This is a genomic window from Acidimicrobiales bacterium (assembly GCA_022452145.1).
In the GTDB taxonomy this organism is placed as follows: domain Bacteria; phylum Actinomycetota; class Acidimicrobiia; order Acidimicrobiales; family MedAcidi-G1; genus UBA9410.
Genome location: JAKURY010000003.1, coordinates 1 through 16,321, shown reverse-complemented (window position 1 = coordinate 16,321; position 16,321 = coordinate 1). Strand labels below are relative to the sequence as shown.

Here is a 16,321-nt window from a genome sequence, read left to right as displayed (position 1 = left end):
TCGGCTCCCGCCGGTCAACGGATCGTGAACGGGTTGGACATCGGCTCCGCCGAGGTGTTGATCCAGACGGTCTTGGTCCTCGTGAACTCCCTGATGGCGTCGACACCGGCCTCGCGTCCCGATCCCGAGTTCCCGAATCCGCCGAACGGGGCGATGGGCGAGATGGCCCTGTACGTGTTGACCCAGACGATCCCCGCCCTGATGGCTCCGGCCACCCGATGGACCCGGGACACATCGGCGGTGAAGATCCCGGCCGCCAGGCCGAACTCCGTGTCGTTGGCCATGGCAACGGCGTCGGCCTCCGTGTCGAAGGAGAGCACCGACATGACCGGCCCGAAGAGCTCCACCCGCGTACTCCGGATGTCCTGGTCTGGGCATCCCAGCACGGTGGGTAGGTAGTACCAGCCGGCGTCGAGGGCCTCGGGTCGGGCTCCTCCGGTGTGGAGGATGGCCCCCTGTCCGGTGGATTCGGCGACGACGGCCTCGATGCGGTCCCGTTGTGCACGGGTGGCCAGGGGGCCCATCTGGGAATCGTCGTCCAGCGGATCGCCGATCCGGATGGCCTCGGCCCTCCGGACCAGCTCGGCGATGAACTCGTCGTGGATCCCCGACTGCACGAAGACCCTGCTGCCAGCTACGCAGCTCTGGCCGGATGCGCCGAAGTTCCCAGCCACCGCCCCGTTCACGGCACCATCCAGGTCGGCGTCGTCGAAGATCAGGATCGGTGACTTGCCACCCAGCTCGAGCGAGACCGGTGCCAGGTTGGCGGCGGTGTTGGCCACGATGTGACGGGCCGTATCCACGCCACCAGTGAATGCCACCTTGCCGACCATCGGGTGGCTGGTCAGCGCCCTGCCGCAGGGTTCGCCGAACCCGCTGAGCAGGTTGACGACACCCGGGGGGAAACCCACCTCATCGAGCACCCGGGCGAACTCCAGCAGGGGCGCCGGGGCGATCTCCGAGGCCTTGATGACGACGGCGTTGCCGGCGGCCAGGGCAGGTCCGACCTTGGTGGCGGTCAGGAACAACTCCGCGTTCCACGGCACGATCGCCGCCACAACGCCGATCGGATCCCGTGTCGTGAACACGTGCAGGTCCGGCTTGTCGATGGGCAGGGTGTCGCCCTGGATCTTGTCGGCCAACCCCGCGTAATAGCGGTAGTAGTCGGCCACATAGGCCGACTGGGCCCGTGTCTCGGCCGCCAGCTTGCCGCTGTCGGTGGTCTCCACCTCCCCGAGTCTGTGGGCGTTCTCGGCCACCAGGTCGGCCAACCGGTACAGCAGGCGTCCCCGTGCCGTGGCCGTCATCGACGCCCACTCACCGGAGGTCATGGCCCTGTGCGCCGCCCGGACCGCCCGGTCGACGTCGGCCTCCGTGGCCGCCGGCGCCGAGGCCCAGACCTCGCCGGTTGCAGGGTTCGTGGAGTCGAATCGACCTCCGTCGGAGGCCTCGCAGAAATCTCCGTCGATGTAGAGCTGGTAGTCGTTCACGGGGTCTCCTGGTCACGGTGGTCGAGGAAGTCGAGGAGGGCGGCCACGAACGCTTCGGGCGCCTCGAGAGGGGGCAGATGGCGGAGGCCGGGCAGGATCCGCGCGACGCCGTCGGCGACTGCGGAGGCCAGTGCTTCGCTCATGGCCGGCGTGGAGCCGGGATCCAGCTCACCGGTCATGACGAGCGCCCGGGCGGTGACGTCGGCCGCAGCGGCCGGCATGGTCGGGTCGCCGTCCACGAAGACCCGGTAGGCCTTCAGGTAGGCGGCCACGTCGTTGGCGAGCATGCAGCGGCGCACCGCTCCGACCCGCTCGGGGTGAGCAGCCTGCCAGTCGGAGGCGAACCACCTCTCGATGGCCAGGTCGGCCACCAGCGCCATCCCCTCGGCCTCGGTCCGCGCCAGGCGGGCCCTGACGACCCGGACCTGGTCGGGCGTCCGGTCGAAGACCGTGTTCAGGAGGGCCAGGCGACCCAGGCGGCCGGGGTGGCGGGCGGCCAGCCCTAGGGCGATCAGACCGCCCAGGGATAGCCCGGCCAGATCGGGGATCCGGTCCACGTGGTCGTCCATGACTGCCAGGCACTGCTCCACGAAGTCGTCCATCGACCGACTCCCGGCCGGGTCGGGCGAACGTCCGTGTCCCAGGAGGTCGTACCTGACGACCCGGCGGTCGGTGGCCAGCGCCTCTACCACCGGGTCCCACATGGCGTGGTCGAGGCCCACTCCGTGGATCAGGACGAGCGGCGGACGGGCGCCGGTCTCGACGCCGTCGACGCGGACGAAGGACTCGACGCTCACTCCTCGGTCAGCCCCATCTCCTCCATGTCGGAGTAGCGGTTGCCAATGCGGTGGTGGGGTCGGCCGCCGACCGAGGCCCCGATGGCCACGACGACCTCGTCGGGACCCGGCGCGTCGGCGACGGCGACCTCGAGCGTCAGGTAGTGGGAACGCCAGCCGGGGTCGACCTTGTGCATCATCGGGATGGACAGCGTCGAGCCGGGACCACCACGTGTGTTGGTGAACGACAGGTAGGAGGTGCCGCCCACGGCGTCGCGGAACACGTTGCCGAAGCGCAGCGTGTGGATCAGCGCCGAACCGTGCTCGACCTCCCCTGACGTCCCGACCATCGCCGCCTTGCCGTAGGCCTCCACGGAATCGCCGCCGCCGGCCATCTCGACCAGACGGGGAACCATCACGTCGGCCAGCCTCGGAGCGACGTCGAGGATGGTGGGTCGCAGGTCCTCCACGAAGCCCTGACCGGTCCATGGATTGGCGATCACGGCCACCACGCCGTGCAGGAGCAGCGGCGGCTCGGCGGTCCTGCCACCCTCGATGTGGATCTCCTCGGTGTGGGTGACCAACTTCCGGATCTCGAGCGGCATCAGGCGGCCTCCTCGGCGGCATCGGCGAACTGGGGAATGACCTCTTCGGTGGACATCGTGATGGTGTCAGTGGACGCCTCGTGCGACACGCGGATGTCGACCACGGTGCCCGCTCAGCGGGGGACGCCGGGCTTGATGTAGGCGGTCCGGGTGCGGGTGAAGAACTCCTGGGCGGTGTCGCCCTGCTCGCGGGCCGCGTGGCCCGACGAGTTCTTCTCGCCGCCGAACGGAGCGTGGATCTCCGATCCCGTGGTAGGGCCGTTGACCTTGATCAGGCCGGCCTGCAGTTCGTGGACGGCCCGGTCGATCTTCCACATGTCGTTGGTGAAGACCGAGGCCGACAGGCCGAACTCGGTGTCGTTAGCCAGAGCGAAGGCCTCGTCCTCGGATTCGACCCGCAGCACCGTGCTGACCGGGCCGAAGACCTCCTCGCGGGTGATGGTGAGGTCGGTACCGCCCACGAACAAGGTCGGCGGGTAGTAGCAGGGACCGTCGGGCGTGCCGGCATTGACGGCCACCGTCTCCGCCCCCTCGGCCTTGGCCTGCTCGACGGCCTCAGCCACCTCGGCCCGGGCGTCGGACGACACCAGCGGGCCGATGCCCACCCCTGTGTCCTGGCCGTCGCCCACCACCAGATCACGGACCCCGGCCACCAGCCGGTCGACAAGCTCGTCGTGGACGTCGCCCACGGCGATGATCCGACGGGTGGCCGTGCACTTCTGGCCGGTGGCGCCCATGGCACCGCCGACCGCCGCGGCCACCGCCATGTCCAGGTCCGCATCACCGAAGACGATGCAGGGGTTGTGGCCGCCCAGCTCGAGCTGTACGCGGCCGTTGCGGGCCGTGACCACGTCGCGGATGCGATGGCCTACGCCCACCGAACCGGTGAACGTGACCCCGTCGACCCGCTCGTCGGCCACGACGGCTCCGCCCATCGAACCGGGGCCGAGGACCAGGTTCAGCACGCCGGCCGGGATGCCGGCGTCGGCCAGCAGGCGGGCGATGGCCACCGACAGCAGCGGCGTGTTGCTGGCCGGCTTCCACACCACGGTGTTTCCGGCGGCCAGGGCCGGAGCGATCTTCCAGACCGGGATGAGGATCGGAAAGTTCCACGGGGTCACGACCCCGACCACCCCGAGCGGGGCCCGGACGGTCCGGATGGTCTCGCCCGGGTTATTCGTCGGGAAGATTCGCTCGGTGGAAGTCTTGGCCAGCCCGGCCTGGTAACGGAAGGTCTCGGCCGCCAGCACCGCCTCGCCACGCGACTCGGCGAGGGTCTTGCCCTCCTCCATGGTGCACAGCAGGGCCAGGTCGTCGGCCCTTTCGTCGAACAGGACGGCGACCCGCTCCATGGTCCGGGCCCGACCGCCGAAGCCGATGGCGCGCCACGACGCCTGGGCGTCGACCGCCGCGCCGACCGCATCGGACGCCGTCCCGGCATCGCCCAGCGGGTACTCCCCGACCGGTTCGTCCGGACGGGCCGGGTTCTCGCTGACAGCCCTGCCACCCGGGGCGTCGGTGCTCCAGTCGCCGCCGATGAGGTGTGCGCCCTCCGGCACTGTGATTGTCATGCGCGGCAGCGTAGCCACCGTGTGTCGAGTCGTCCCCGACAGTCCGACGGTAGGTTCATGGCGTCCGTTACGCCGGGCACGCGGGTGTAGTTCAACGGCTAGAACCTCAGCCTTCCAAGCTGATGATGAGGGTTCGATTCCCTTCACCCGCTCCGTCAAGGATCCCGGCTCCGAGTCGGTCCCCTAGAGTCTGAGCGTGCTGATCGCGCAGATCTCGGACTGCCACATCCGCGACCACGGAGATCATCTCGCCCGGCTGGTCGACACCACCGAGACCCTTCGACGGGTGGTGGAACACCTGATGGCCCTGGATCCGGCGCCGGACGTCGTGCTGGCAACCGGTGACCTGACCGACGACGGCACTGCGGCCCAGTACTCCACCCTGGTCGAGGTCCTGGCCCCGATCGCCGACCGACTCCTCCCCATCCCGGGAAACCACGACGAGTGCCCCCGATTCCGCGAGGCCTTCGCCGGCCTGATACCGGACGACGTCGACGAGGACCACTGCAGCTACGTGGTGGACGCCCACCCCGTCCGCCTCGTCGGCCTGGACACCACGATTCCCGGCCGGCACGACGGACGCTTCGACCTGGAACGGGAACGCTGGTTAGAGGGCGCCCTGGCTGCTGCTCCGCACCGGCCCACCCTGGTGTTCACACACTTTCCACCCTTCGAGACCGGGTTGCGGTTCATGGACGACGCAGGGCTCCTGGATGCCGACCGGTTGCGGGCGGTGATACAACGCCACGCCCAGGTGCGCCTGCTGGTGACCGGTCACCTCCACCGGCCCATCCACACCTCGATCGGTTCCACGCTGGTCTCGGCCTGTCCGTCCACCGGCAACCAACTACGGCTGGACTTCCATCCGGACCGCGGAGCCGCCGTCGACGAACCCCCCGCCTTCCAGCTCCACCGCTGGGACGGCGAGCGGTTCGTCACCCACACCGGCGTGGTCAGGGACCCGGCGGTCGTCCGGACCATCGACCTCGGCGGCTTTGTGGCCGAGATCCGCCGACGGGTCGAAGCAGGTGAGCCGTTCACCAAGGGCTGAGGCTCCCGGCGCCAGGTGCCGGTCAGGCCTGGCGGTCGAGGAACCGGTATACGTCGAGCAGGTCGATACCCGGGAAGGGCGTGAACTCCCGACTGGCCGACGGCAGCGCCGTCAGGATGAAGCTCCTCTCTGACGCCGAGGGCCAGGCCACGCCGTCCCAGCGACGCAGGATCTCCGGCTCGACCCGATCGTCCTCGCTTCGGCCGCTGACCCGGCGGAGGGTCCCGCCTCCCCTGAACAGGCCGGCGTCGGCCGCCCTGCACCCCAGCGTCACGGCATAGGGGGTGCGCTCGGTTGCGTTCTCGATGTAGGTCACACACCAGAACTCCCCCCGGTCGGTGGTAGTGAGCTGGTAGTGGAGGAGATCGGATCCGTCCCAGGCCTGGCGCGCTCCCCAGTGTCGACCCAGGCGCGCACCCTCCAGGCCGCCGTCGGCGTCGGCAGGGAACTCGATGCCGTCGTTCTCGTACGCCTTGGTGATCGTGCCCTCGGGATCTGTCCGGATGAAGTGCACCGGGACGCCCAGTCGGACGGTGGCCAGGTTCGTGAACCGGTGGGTGGCCATCTCGTAGGAGACGTAGTACCGCTCCTTGAGGTCCTCGATGGAGAGGTCCCGGTCGTCCCTGGCGGCGACCAGGAAGTCCACCGCCGCGGCCTCGGGCACCAGCACGGCGGCCGCGAAGTAGTTGGATTCGATCCTCTGGCGTAGGTACCCCTCGAAGTCGGTGGTCTCGGCGTGCTCGAGGGCGAAGTGCCCGAGCGTCTGGAGGATCACCGATCGGGCGGCACGCACGGTGAGATCGTCGCGCTGGGCGATGTAGATCACCCGCCGGCGGGTGTCGGTCACGGACCGGGCCGTCCGCGGCATGCCCTTCACCCGCTCGACCGTGAACCCGTAGTGGGCGGCCAGGTCGGCCATGTGCCTCTCGGTGGGTGGCCCCTCGCCGGTGTAGCCGGCCGCCTTCAGGCCAGCGGACGCCTCGGCTTCTATCTCGGCGAAGTAGTTGTCCCGGCTACGCATCTCGGTGCGCAGGGCGATGTTGGCAATCCGGGCACGATCGCCGGCCTCGAGGCTCGCCAGGCCGGAACGGCTCACCTCCACGTCGGGGAGCGCCCTATAGAGACCGACGAGCGCCTCCAGCACGTCGTCGTCGAGTCGGGCACCGGCACGAAGCTCCGGCAGCTCCAGGGTGCTACGCCACGGCCCCGCCTGGGCCCGCGCCAACTGGATCTCCAGCTCGGCTCGTCGGCTCGGCGGCGTGGGGTCCAGGAGGTCGACGGTGCCGCAGCCGAGGGCCGCCGCCAGGTCGCCCAGCACGCCCAGCTTGGGTTCGATCCGTCCGTTCTCGACCTGGGAGAGGTAGGACGCCGGCCGGCCGATCCGCTCTCCCAGGCCGGCCAGCGTCAGCCCGGCAGAACGTCGCATGTGTCGCAGTCGGTGACCCAGAACGATCGGATCGAACGCCTTCCCCGAGGCCGGAGCAACCATCGCCGTTCCCCTTCCAGTCGTACCCGTCGACGTATCCACTGCCACGAACCACACGGTTCGAGAAGAGAATTAACCGAACTCTGTTGATTCTTCGCGGTTTCGGGCAGCCTAGGGGAACTTTCCGGCCCGCCGGTCAGGTTCGGGATCCGGAAAATCGTCAATACTCAACCTGCGAGACGTACCAGGAGAGCCACGGGAGCGCACATGTCCGGCTTGGACGGCATCCAGATCAGCGAACATCCGAGGCGCGACGAGATCTTCACCCCGGAAGCCACGGCCTTCGTGACCGACCTGGTCCGCACCTTCCGCGACCGGCGCATCGACCTGCTCAGGAACCGACGCATCCGGCAGGAGAAGTTCGACGGCGGCCTTCGCCCGGACTTCCTGCCCGAGACCGCCGAGATCCGCTCGGGCACGTGGACGGTCGCTCCGCCGCCCAAGGACCTGCTGGACCGCAGGGTCGAGATCACCGGTCCTCCGGAGCGCAAGATGATGATCAACGCGCTGAACTCGGGAGCCCGCGTGTTCATGGCCGACTTCGAGGACTCCAGCTCTCCCACCTGGGACAACATGCTGGAGGGCCAGGTCAACGTGCGGGACGCCATCCGGCGTGACCTCAGCCTTCGTCGCGGCGGCAAGAGCTACACCCTGAACGACGAGACGGCCACCCTGGTCATCCGGACCCGCGGCTGGCATCTCCCGGAGGGGCACCTCCAGATCGACGGCCGACCGGCCGCAGCCAGCCTCGTGGACTTCGGCCTCGCCTTCTTCCACAACGCCAGGGAGGCCCTCGACCAGGGCACCGGCCCGTACTTCTACCTCCCGAAGCTGGAGAACCACCACGAGGCCCGCCTCTGGAACGACGTCTTCTGCCACGCCCAGGACGCCCTCGGAGTTCCCCGCGGTTCGGTCAAGGCCACCGTGCTCATCGAGACCATCACCGCCGCCTTCGAGATGGACGAGATCCTCTACGAGCTCCGCGAGCACTCGACCGGCCTCAACGCCGGTCGTTGGGACTACATCTTCAGCGTCGGCAAGAAGTTCAACTCTGATCCCGCCTTCGTCCTCCCCGACCGGGCCGACGTCACCATGACAGTGCCGTTCATGCGTGCCTACACCGAGCTCATGGTGGCCACCTGCCACAAGCGGGGCGCCCACGCCATCGGCGGCATGGCGGCCTTCATCCCCAACCGCCGCGATCCCGAGGTCACCGCCCGGGCACTCACGAAGGTCAAGGAGGACAAGCGGCGCGAGGCCAACGACGGCTGTGACGGCACCTGGGTGGCCCACCCCGACCTGGTGACCGTCGCCGAGATCGAGTTCAACGCCATCCTCGGCCAGGGCCTCAACCAGGTCGACCGCCTCCGCCCGGACGTCGTGGTGTCCGGCGACGACCTCCTCTCAGTCGACCTCACCGGCGGCTCTGTCACCCTCGACGGCCTCACCACAAACGTCTACGTCGGCCTCCGCTACCTGGCCTCCTGGCTCTCCGGCAGCGGTGCGGCTGCCATCAACAACCTCATGGAGGACGCCGCCACGGCCGAGATCAGCAGGTCGCAGGTCTGGCAGTGGATCCGTCACGGCAGCCTCCTGGAGGACGACACCCCGGTCACCGCCGACCTGGTCCGCACGGTGATCGACACCCAGATGGGCGTCATAGCCGATGAACTCGGCAGCGAGGCATTCGCCGACCTGCCGTTCGACGATGCCAGACGGGTCTTCGAGCAGGTGACCCTTGCCTCGGAGTTCGTCGAGTTCCTCACCCTGCCCGCATATGAACTCCTCGGCTGACGGGCCGCTACAACCAGATCCCCCTACGGGGTCCGCCGGCTGAGCCGGTCCTTCCCCCACGAAAGCGAGCAACCGATGCGTAACACCTTCGACGACCAGGTCGCAGTCCTGGAGAAGGACTGGGCCGAGAACCCCCGCTGGGAGGGCGTCCGGCGCGACTACAGCGCTGCCGACGTCGTCCGGCTGCGGGGATCGGTCCTCCCCGAGTGTTCCATTGCCCGCCACGGTGCCGAGGTGCTCTGGCAGAAGATGCACGAGATGGACTACGTCCACGCCCTCGGAGCCATGACCGGCGGGCAGGCCATCCAGTACGTCAAGGGTGGCCTACCCGCCCTGTACCTCTCCGGCTGGCAGGTTGCCGGTGACGCCAACCTGGCCGGTCAGGTGTACCCGGACCAGAGCCTCTACCCGGCCAACTCGGTCCCGTCCGTCGTGGAGCGCCTCAACAACGCCCTGCGCCGGGCCGACCAGATCGAGTGGTCGGAGAACAAGGGCGTGATGCTGAGGGACTGGATGGTCCCGATTGTGGCCGACGCCGAGGCCGGCTTCGGTGGCGCTCTGAACGTCTACGAACTCATGAAGCGGATGCTGCGGGCCGGCGCCGCCGGCGTGCACTTCGAGGACCAGCTGGCCTCGGAGAAGAAGTGCGGCCACATGGGCGGAAAAGTGCTCATCCCGACCCAGCAGCACATCCGTACCCTGACCGCCGCCCGCCTGGCCGCCGACGTGCTCGGCGTGCCGTCGGTGGTGATCGCCCGGACCGACGCCCTGAGTGCCACGCTGATCACCACCGACGTGGACGACCGAGACAAGCCGTTCCTGACCGGCGAACGCACCACGGAGGGCTTCTTCAACACCCGGCCGGGCATGGCCACCCCCATCGCCCGGGCCCTGGCGTACGCCCCCTACTGCGACCTCATCTGGTGCGAGACCGGCACGCCGGACCTGGACCAGGCCCAGGAGTTCGCCGACGCGGTGCACGCAGAGTTCCCCGGCAAGATGCTGGCCTACAACTGCTCACCGTCGTTCAACTGGAAGGCGGCCCTGGACGACGAGACCATCGCCAAGTTCCAGAGGGAACTCGGGAAGATGGGCTACAAGTTCCAGTTCATCACCCTGGCCGGCTGGCACGCCCTGAACGCCTCGGCCTTCGACCTGGCCCGCGGCTACACGGAGTCGGACATGACGGCCTACGTGGCCCTGCAGCAGGCCGAGTTCGGCATGGAGGACGACGGCTACACGGCCACCCGACACCAGCGCGAGGTCGGCGCCGGCTACTTCGACGACATCGCCACGGTCATCTCCGGCGGTACGGCCTCGACGCTGGCCCTGGAGGGCTCCACCGAGGAGGAGCAATTCTAGGAGTCACCTGAGCCGCGGTTCAACTCAGCGACCCCTGGCGCCGATCGGGGGTCGCTCGGCGCCCGGGGTGGTTCGATGCACTCGCCCCCCATGTCCATGCCGTACCGTCCCCACGTGCTCAAGGCTCCCCGACCCACCCGTCTCCTCCTGGAAGTGGTAGCCATCGTCCTGGTGGTGGTCACGTCGGGAGTCGGTGTGGCGACCGCCCTGGCCGGTGCCGTCCTGGGCCCCGACGAGGTGATCCTGCCGATCCTGGATGAGCTTCCGGACGGGACGATCGTCAGCTCGACGTGTGGTAACCCGATCGTCTACGACGACGGAAGGCCGTTCGGCCCCGTCGACGTGGTGCTCGACCCGGGGCACGGCGGACCGGAGTCCGGAGCCGTTGGTGCCAACGGCCTGACCGAGCGGGACCTCAACCTCATGGTGGCCTTCCACACCCAACTCGCCCTCGAGGACCTCGGTTACACGGTGGCGCTGACCCGCCGCCGTGACACACACATGCCGATCCGCCAGCGGGCCGCCATTGCCAACGCCCTGACTCCCCTGGCGTTTGTCTCGATCCACCACAACGGCGGGGCGACGCGACGGTCCGACACACCGGGCACCGAGACCTTCCACCAAGTCGACGACCCTGAGTCGACCCGCCTGGCCGGCATCCTGTTCGAGGAGATCCAGTCGGCCTTCTCGCCGTACTGGGTCCCGTGGGTGCGCACGGTCCACCAGGGCGTCTCCACCCGCCTCCGGGAGCCCCGTGCCGAGACCTACGGAATTCTCCGGATGACGCCCGACCTGACGTCCGTGATCACAGAAGGTCTGTACCTCTCCAACCCGCCGGAGGCCCAACTCCTGGCCCTGCCGCAGATCCAGGAGTTGGAGGGTCGGGTGATCGCCGCGGGCATCCACCGCTTCCTGACAACGCAGGATCCGGGATCGGGCTTCAAGCCCGAGTTCTTCGACCCGCACACGACCGGAACGGGAACCGCACGGGGATGCGTGGACTCCGAGATCACCCCACCGGCTGGTATCTCCACGGGGTTCACGGCCAAGGAGCACGAGGACCTGGTGGCAACGGCCCGACAACTCGGGAAGTCCACCGACTGGTTGCTGCGCTTCGGTGTCCACACTCTGGAGTTCCTGAGCGAGTTGCCGGGCGCCGCTGCGATCACCCCGCTCGCCGCCGCTGACAGGCCCGACGCCTACGGACCGGTCGCCGAGACCGTGGCCTGGAACCAGGCCGAACAGGCTGTCCTGGTCCGGATGGCCGACGCCTACGGGATCACCCGGACCCAGGTCCAGAAGCTTGGGGCCGTCCTGATGGTGTTCCTGGCAGGCCTGGAGGACCAGCCGGTGACCCAGAACGACCCGGCCGCTACCCAGGACGACGCAACAGCGGTCCCCGACGACGCCGACTAATCCCAGTCCCGCCTCCGCTCGGCCTTCCGGGCTCCCCTCCGGCGCTTGGCCTCCAGGCGGCGCTCGACCGCACCCCTACGGGGACGGGTGGGACGCCGGGACCGCTGCTCCACGAGCGCCTCCCGAATCCGTCGCTCAAGCTCTTCGAGGGCCCGCTCACGGTTGCGGACCTGAGAGCGGTGCCGGTCGACCACCACGCGCAACCTCGGCCCGAGCCGGGCCACCAGACGACCGCGGATGTCATCGTCGATGCCGCCTGCGATCCGTAGGTCGAGTTCGGCCTCGACCCGGGTGTGGGCGCGATTGGCGTGCTGTCCTCCCGGACCACCAGATGGACCGAACCGCCACGTGACCTCGGCCGCCGGCACCCTGCAGCCGGGACCGGCGTACAGGTCGCGGTCGTCTGCCCGTGGCATGCGTCGAGGCTAGGTGTTGTAGATAGCCGGGCCGTCGACACTGCAACTCGACCCACACCGGGCGGACCGGCACACCCCGCAGGACAACCCGGCCAATTTTGTGCCCGTACCGGCTCCTGTTGTACTGACCGCCGTGACCAGACCTGCCATGGGCCGTGACGCGCAGGCACAGACCACGGGCCGGCGGGAACTCAGCTTCGCCGTGATCGGTGCCGGCATGTCGGGAATCCTGTCGACGATAAAGCTCCGGGAGCACGGCTACAGCAACGTCACCATCTACGAGAAGGCCGACGGCCTCGGTGGCACATGGCGGGAGAACACCTACCCGGGCGTGGCGTGCGACGTGCCATCGGCGCTCTACAGCTACTCCTTCGCCCCCAACGCCGAGTGGACCCACCGGTTCTCGTCGGGAGCGGAGATCCTCACGTACCTCGAAGGGGTCGCTGCGTCCAATGCCGTTCCGGGGTCCGTCCGCTTCGGCGAAGAGGTGGTCCGCTGCGACTTCGTGGATGGCCGGTGGCACCTCGAGACCTCGCTGGGCGCCCACGACGTCGTAGACGTGGTGATAGCCGCCACCGGGGTGCTCCACCACCCCTACATCCCCGACATCGACGGTCTCGACTCCTTCGCCGGCCGGACCGTCCACACCGCCCGCTGGGACGAGACGGTTCCCATCGACGGGCAGCGGGTAGGCATCGTCGGTACCGGCTCGTCGGCCATTCAGATGGTGGCAGCCGTCGCCGACCGCGTAGCGCTGCTGCACCTCTTCCAACGGACGGCCCAGTGGGTGATGCCCCAGGAGAACCCTGCCTACACCGACGGGGAGCGCCAGGCCTTCAGGGACGACCCGACGGTGATGCACGCACTCCACGAGGACATCTCCGAGATGTTCGCCAACGGCTTCTCCAATGCCGTCGTGGACGCCGAGTCCGAGGGGATGCGCATGATCGAGGCCGCCTGCCTGGCCAACCTCGAGGACAGCGTGACCAATGCGGAGCTCCGCGAGCGGCTTCGCCCCGACTACCGGGCGGCATGCAAGCGGCTCGTCGTCTCCCCCGACTTCTACAGGGCAATCCAGCATCCGAATGCCGAGTTGGTCACCGACGCCATCGAGTGCGTCGAACCGGAGGGGGTTCGCACGGCCAACGGTCGAGTCCACGCCCTGGACGTGCTAGTCCTGGCCACCGGGTTCCGGGTCGACCGGTTCATGCGCCCCATGGAGGTGGTGGGCCCCACGGGCGCACGGCTGTCCGAGATCTGGGCGGACCGCCCGACGGCCTACAAGTCGATCTCGATTCCAGGCATCCCCAACTTCTTCATGCTCAACGGACCCAACGGTCCCATCGGCAACTTCTCGCTCATCGAGGTGGCCGAGCTCCAGTTCGCCTTCATCCTGAAGCTGCTGGAACGGCTCCGCTCAGGCGGGTGCGCCCGGATCAGCGCCACTGCCGAGGCCACCGAGGCGTTCGAGGCCACACGTGTGGAGGCGGCGAAGGGAACGGTCTGGGCGACAGGTTGCAGGAGCTGGTACCTGGACGACCGTGGGGTGCCAGCGGCATGGCCGTGGACGTTCCAGAGGTTCCGTGAGGTCATGGCCGAGCCGGACATCGGCGACTTCGATCTGAAAGGCTGAGCAGCCCGGCCCACCTGACCCCGGAAGGCCTCAGTGGACTTCAACCACTTCCTCTCCAGCTACATGCCCGATCCGGCGTACGGCGGTCAGCGCCTGTTCGCGGACATGGTCGAGCAGGCGACGACCGCCGAGCGCCTCGGCTACCGCGGGGTGACCATCCCCGAACACCACCTCATCAACCTGCTGCTCACGCCGTCACCACTCCAGATGGCGGTCAAGCTGTCATGTGAGACCGACCGCATGGAGCTGGTCACCTCGGTGGCCGCCCTGCCACTGCGTGACATGAGGGTGTTCGCCGGCGAGGTGATCCAGGCCGACATCCTCACCGACGGGCGACTCATCCTGGGCGTCGGACGGGGTGCCTTCGCCTACGAGATGGCACGCATGGGCTCGTCGATCGAGGAGTCCCGGGCGAAGTTCGACGAGAGCCTCGACGTGCTCATAGCCCTGATGACCACCGAGGAGGTCTCCTGGAACGGCGATTTCTACCAGTTCGAGCCCCTCACCGTCATGCCGCGTCCCATGACGCAGCCCATGCCGAAGCTCATGGTGGCGGTCATGAATCCTCCCGGGATCGCCGCCTACACCAGGCGTGGCTTCAACATCCAGACCACGCCGCTGGCCGGCCGGCCTGACCTGTTCCGTGCCCAGATCGCCGCCCACAAGGAGGCGAAGGCGGAGATGGGCGAGGCCGGTCGCCCTCTTCGGATCATGATGTCACGGATCATCTACTGCGCCAGAGACGTCGCCGACGCCCGCCACAAGGTGGAGATGGCCTACGAGTACTACAGCCGCTTCGACAACCTGTTCACCGGCCCAGGCATCGTGCGAAACGGGGTCATCCAGCCCCTCCCCCGCCAGCAGACGATCGAAGAACTCGAGGAGAACCTCATCATCTGCCCGCCCGACGAGATGGTGGAGCGCCTGGGCGAGTACCGGGACACCGGTATCGACGAGGTGATCCTGAGCTCCAACCTGGGCCAGCCCCAGGGCGAGCATCTCGAAGCCATGGAACGCTTCGCCACCGAGGTCAAGCCCCACCTCGAACAACGCGCCGCAGCGGCCTGACCGGACACCGGACCGTCCGACCCGAACCCGACCCCGCGGAGAGAACCCGGCCATGACCGCCATAGACGTCTCTTACACCGTCTCCGGCGAGGGTCCGCCCCTCTACATGGTCCACGGGATCGGATCCCGTCGGGTCACGTGGGACGGGCTGCTTCCCGGCCTCGAGGAGCACTTCACCTGCGTCCGCTACGACCTTCGCGGACACGGCAAGAGCCCCGTCCCTGACGTGCCATATTCGCTGGACGACCTGGTGGACGACCTCGAGGCACTGCGGGTCCGGCTGGCCCACGACCGCATTCACGTGATCGGCCATTCGCTGGGCGGGCAGATCGGCCCCGCCTACGCCAGGGCACATCCGGAACACACCGCCAGCGTGGTGCTGCTCAGCACGGCGGCAGGCCGCACCGCCGACGACAGCGCCAGGGTCAATGGCGTCGTGGCCAGAATGCGGGTCGATGGGGTCGAACCGGTGCTCGGCACCCTGCTTGACCGCTGGTACACCGACGACTTCATAGAGGCGCGGCCCGACGCCATCCGCAACCGGATCGAGCAGGTGCTCGGCACGCCCGAGGATGTGTTCCTGAGCGTCTTCGACGTGTACGCCGGGGCCGAGATGGCTCCATGGCTGCACGAGATCTCATGCCCGTGCCTCGTGATGACAGGAGAGTTCGACGGAGGCTGTAATCCCAGGCTGAACCGCTTCATCGCGGGCGAGCTACCCGACGCCGAGTTGGTGATCCTCGACGACCTGAAGCACTCGATCCTGGTCGAGGCGCCCGACCGGGTCCTCGGACCGGTCAGGGACTTCCTGATCCGCCACCGCGACGCCTGACTCCTGACCCGCCGGTTGGAGGCCAGCCAGCCCGCTGACTCAGATCCTGCGCGCCACCACCCTGAGACCGCCCAACTTTCCTCCCGAGAAGAGGCGCACCATCGTGTCGTAGAAGGCGCACATGGTCTCGAACACCTCTTCGCCGTGAACCCGCAGATGTCGGTCCCTGTGCTCGAGGTACGAGTTCAGGCGATCACGGGTGAAAACGGCCCAATCGTCTGACATGTCCTCGAACAGGATCGGCTTGAAGCCAGCATCGATGAGATCCTGGCGGTACTGATCCCGGCTCGGCAGATAGTTGACGAAGAGGTCTGTCGCGAGCTCCTCCCTTTCGAGGTCATCGAAGGGCCTGCGTTCACAGAGGTCCTCGGCGTAGACGAAGCCTCCGTCCTCGAGCAACGATCGGCACCGCTCGAGGAGGACGTCCCGCTGGGGGATGTGGTACAGCGCCAGCCAACTGACGATGGCCTGGAACTGCGCACCATCCCAGTGATGGGTCAGAAAGTCACCACACAGGTGCTTCACCCTGTCGTCGAGGCCGCACCGCTCCGTGAGAGTCGATGCCATGAGATGGTGGTCTTCCTGAAGCTCCAGCGCGGTCACCTCGGCTCCCGTTACCGACGCCAGGTACCTGGCCGGCCCCCCGAGCCCTGAACCGATCTCCAGAACCGAACTCCCCTCGTCGATGTTCGTCGCCCTGATCGCTTCATCCACTGCTTCGGTGCCGTGGTAGTGCAGTTGATCGAAGGCGGTCAACTCGTCGACAAGCAGCGGCCCGGTTTCGTCCTTCCCGAGTGCACGAAGCTCGTTCACCACCCTGT

The 16,321-nt window shown here is 68.1% G+C and carries 14 protein-coding genes and 1 tRNA gene; 8 read left to right on the top strand and 7 right to left on the bottom strand.

Annotated elements, in window-relative coordinates; all coding sequences use genetic code 11:
- Window positions 1–14 precede the first annotated feature (14 nt).
- The 4 genes from MK177_01295 to MK177_01280 form a co-directional block, all read right to left on the bottom strand.
- Window positions 15–1,490 carry an aldehyde dehydrogenase gene (locus MK177_01295; GenBank protein MCH2425948.1) on the bottom strand — a complete coding sequence of 492 codons (1,476 nt, stop codon included), beginning with the start codon at window positions 1,488–1,490 and terminating at the stop codon, window positions 15–17.
- Entirely contained in the window at window positions 1,487–2,287 is an 801-nt protein-coding gene (locus tag MK177_01290) for an alpha/beta fold hydrolase (protein MCH2425947.1), read from the bottom strand. The genes MK177_01295 and MK177_01290 overlap by 4 nt, the downstream gene beginning before the upstream one ends.
- Window positions 2,284–2,871, bottom strand: a complete 588-nt coding sequence (locus MK177_01285) for an amino acid synthesis family protein (protein MCH2425946.1) — start codon at window positions 2,869–2,871, stop codon at window positions 2,284–2,286. The genes MK177_01290 and MK177_01285 overlap by 4 nt, the downstream gene beginning before the upstream one ends.
- A gap of 113 nt (window positions 2,872–2,984) precedes the next feature.
- Window positions 2,985–4,442, bottom strand: coding sequence for an aldehyde dehydrogenase family protein (locus tag MK177_01280; protein MCH2425945.1), 1,458 nt, complete (start codon window positions 4,440–4,442; stop codon window positions 2,985–2,987).
- 80 nt (window positions 4,443–4,522) lie between these two features.
- On the opposite strand from MK177_01280, the gene MK177_01275 reads away from it, so the two are divergent.
- Together MK177_01275 and MK177_01270 are read left to right on the top strand one after the other, a co-directional pair.
- A tRNA-Gly gene (locus tag MK177_01275) sits at window positions 4,523–4,594 on the top strand.
- 44 nt (window positions 4,595–4,638) lie between these two features.
- Window positions 4,639–5,493 carry a phosphodiesterase gene (locus tag MK177_01270; GenBank protein MCH2425944.1) on the top strand — a complete coding sequence of 285 codons (855 nt, stop codon included), beginning with the start codon at window positions 4,639–4,641 and terminating at the stop codon, window positions 5,491–5,493.
- Between the two features lie 22 nt (window positions 5,494–5,515).
- Here the strand turns inward: MK177_01270 and MK177_01265 are convergent, their stop codons facing one another.
- Complete coding sequence (locus MK177_01265; protein ID MCH2425943.1) at window positions 5,516–6,919, bottom strand: helix-turn-helix domain-containing protein; 1,404 nt, start codon at window positions 6,917–6,919, stop codon at window positions 5,516–5,518.
- A 267-nt stretch (window positions 6,920–7,186) separates the two neighbouring features.
- Here MK177_01265 and aceB point away from each other — a divergent pair, with 267 nt between their 5' ends.
- The 3 genes from aceB to MK177_01250 all read left to right on the top strand — a co-directional run bounded on the left by aceB (window position 7,187) and on the right by MK177_01250 (window position 11,551).
- Window positions 7,187–8,773 (top strand): malate synthase A, encoded by a 1,587-nt coding sequence (gene aceB, locus MK177_01260; protein MCH2425942.1) that lies wholly within the window; start codon window positions 7,187–7,189, stop codon window positions 8,771–8,773.
- A gap of 75 nt (window positions 8,774–8,848) precedes the next feature.
- Window positions 8,849–10,135 (top strand): isocitrate lyase, encoded by a 1,287-nt coding sequence (gene aceA, locus MK177_01255; GenBank protein MCH2425941.1) that lies wholly within the window; start codon window positions 8,849–8,851, stop codon window positions 10,133–10,135.
- A 114-nt stretch (window positions 10,136–10,249) separates the two neighbouring features.
- Window positions 10,250–11,551 (top strand): N-acetylmuramoyl-L-alanine amidase, encoded by a 1,302-nt coding sequence (locus MK177_01250; GenBank protein MCH2425940.1) that lies wholly within the window; start codon window positions 10,250–10,252, stop codon window positions 11,549–11,551.
- Here the strand turns inward: MK177_01250 and arfB are convergent.
- Entirely contained in the window at window positions 11,548–11,967 is a 420-nt protein-coding gene (gene arfB, locus MK177_01245; protein MCH2425939.1) for an aminoacyl-tRNA hydrolase, read from the bottom strand. The genes MK177_01250 and arfB overlap by 4 nt on opposite strands.
- 133 nt (window positions 11,968–12,100) lie before the next feature.
- Between arfB and MK177_01240 the strand changes: the two genes are divergently transcribed.
- The 3 genes from MK177_01240 to MK177_01230 are packed head-to-tail and all read left to right on the top strand — an operon-like array spanning window position 12,101 to window position 15,500.
- On the top strand, window positions 12,101–13,600 hold the full coding sequence (locus MK177_01240) for an NAD(P)/FAD-dependent oxidoreductase (protein MCH2425938.1): 1,500 nt from the start codon (window positions 12,101–12,103) through the stop codon (window positions 13,598–13,600).
- Window positions 13,601–13,633: 33 nt separating this feature from the next.
- On the top strand, window positions 13,634–14,668 hold the full coding sequence (locus tag MK177_01235; GenBank protein ID MCH2425937.1) for an LLM class flavin-dependent oxidoreductase: 1,035 nt from the start codon (window positions 13,634–13,636) through the stop codon (window positions 14,666–14,668).
- 52 nt (window positions 14,669–14,720) lie between these two features.
- Entirely contained in the window at window positions 14,721–15,500 is a 780-nt protein-coding gene (locus MK177_01230; GenBank protein ID MCH2425936.1) for an alpha/beta fold hydrolase, read from the top strand.
- Window positions 15,501–15,539: 39 nt separating this feature from the next.
- Here MK177_01230 and MK177_01225 read toward each other — a convergent pair.
- The coding region (locus tag MK177_01225; protein ID MCH2425935.1) for a methyltransferase domain-containing protein at window positions 15,540–16,321 on the bottom strand (782 nt) is incomplete at its 5' end.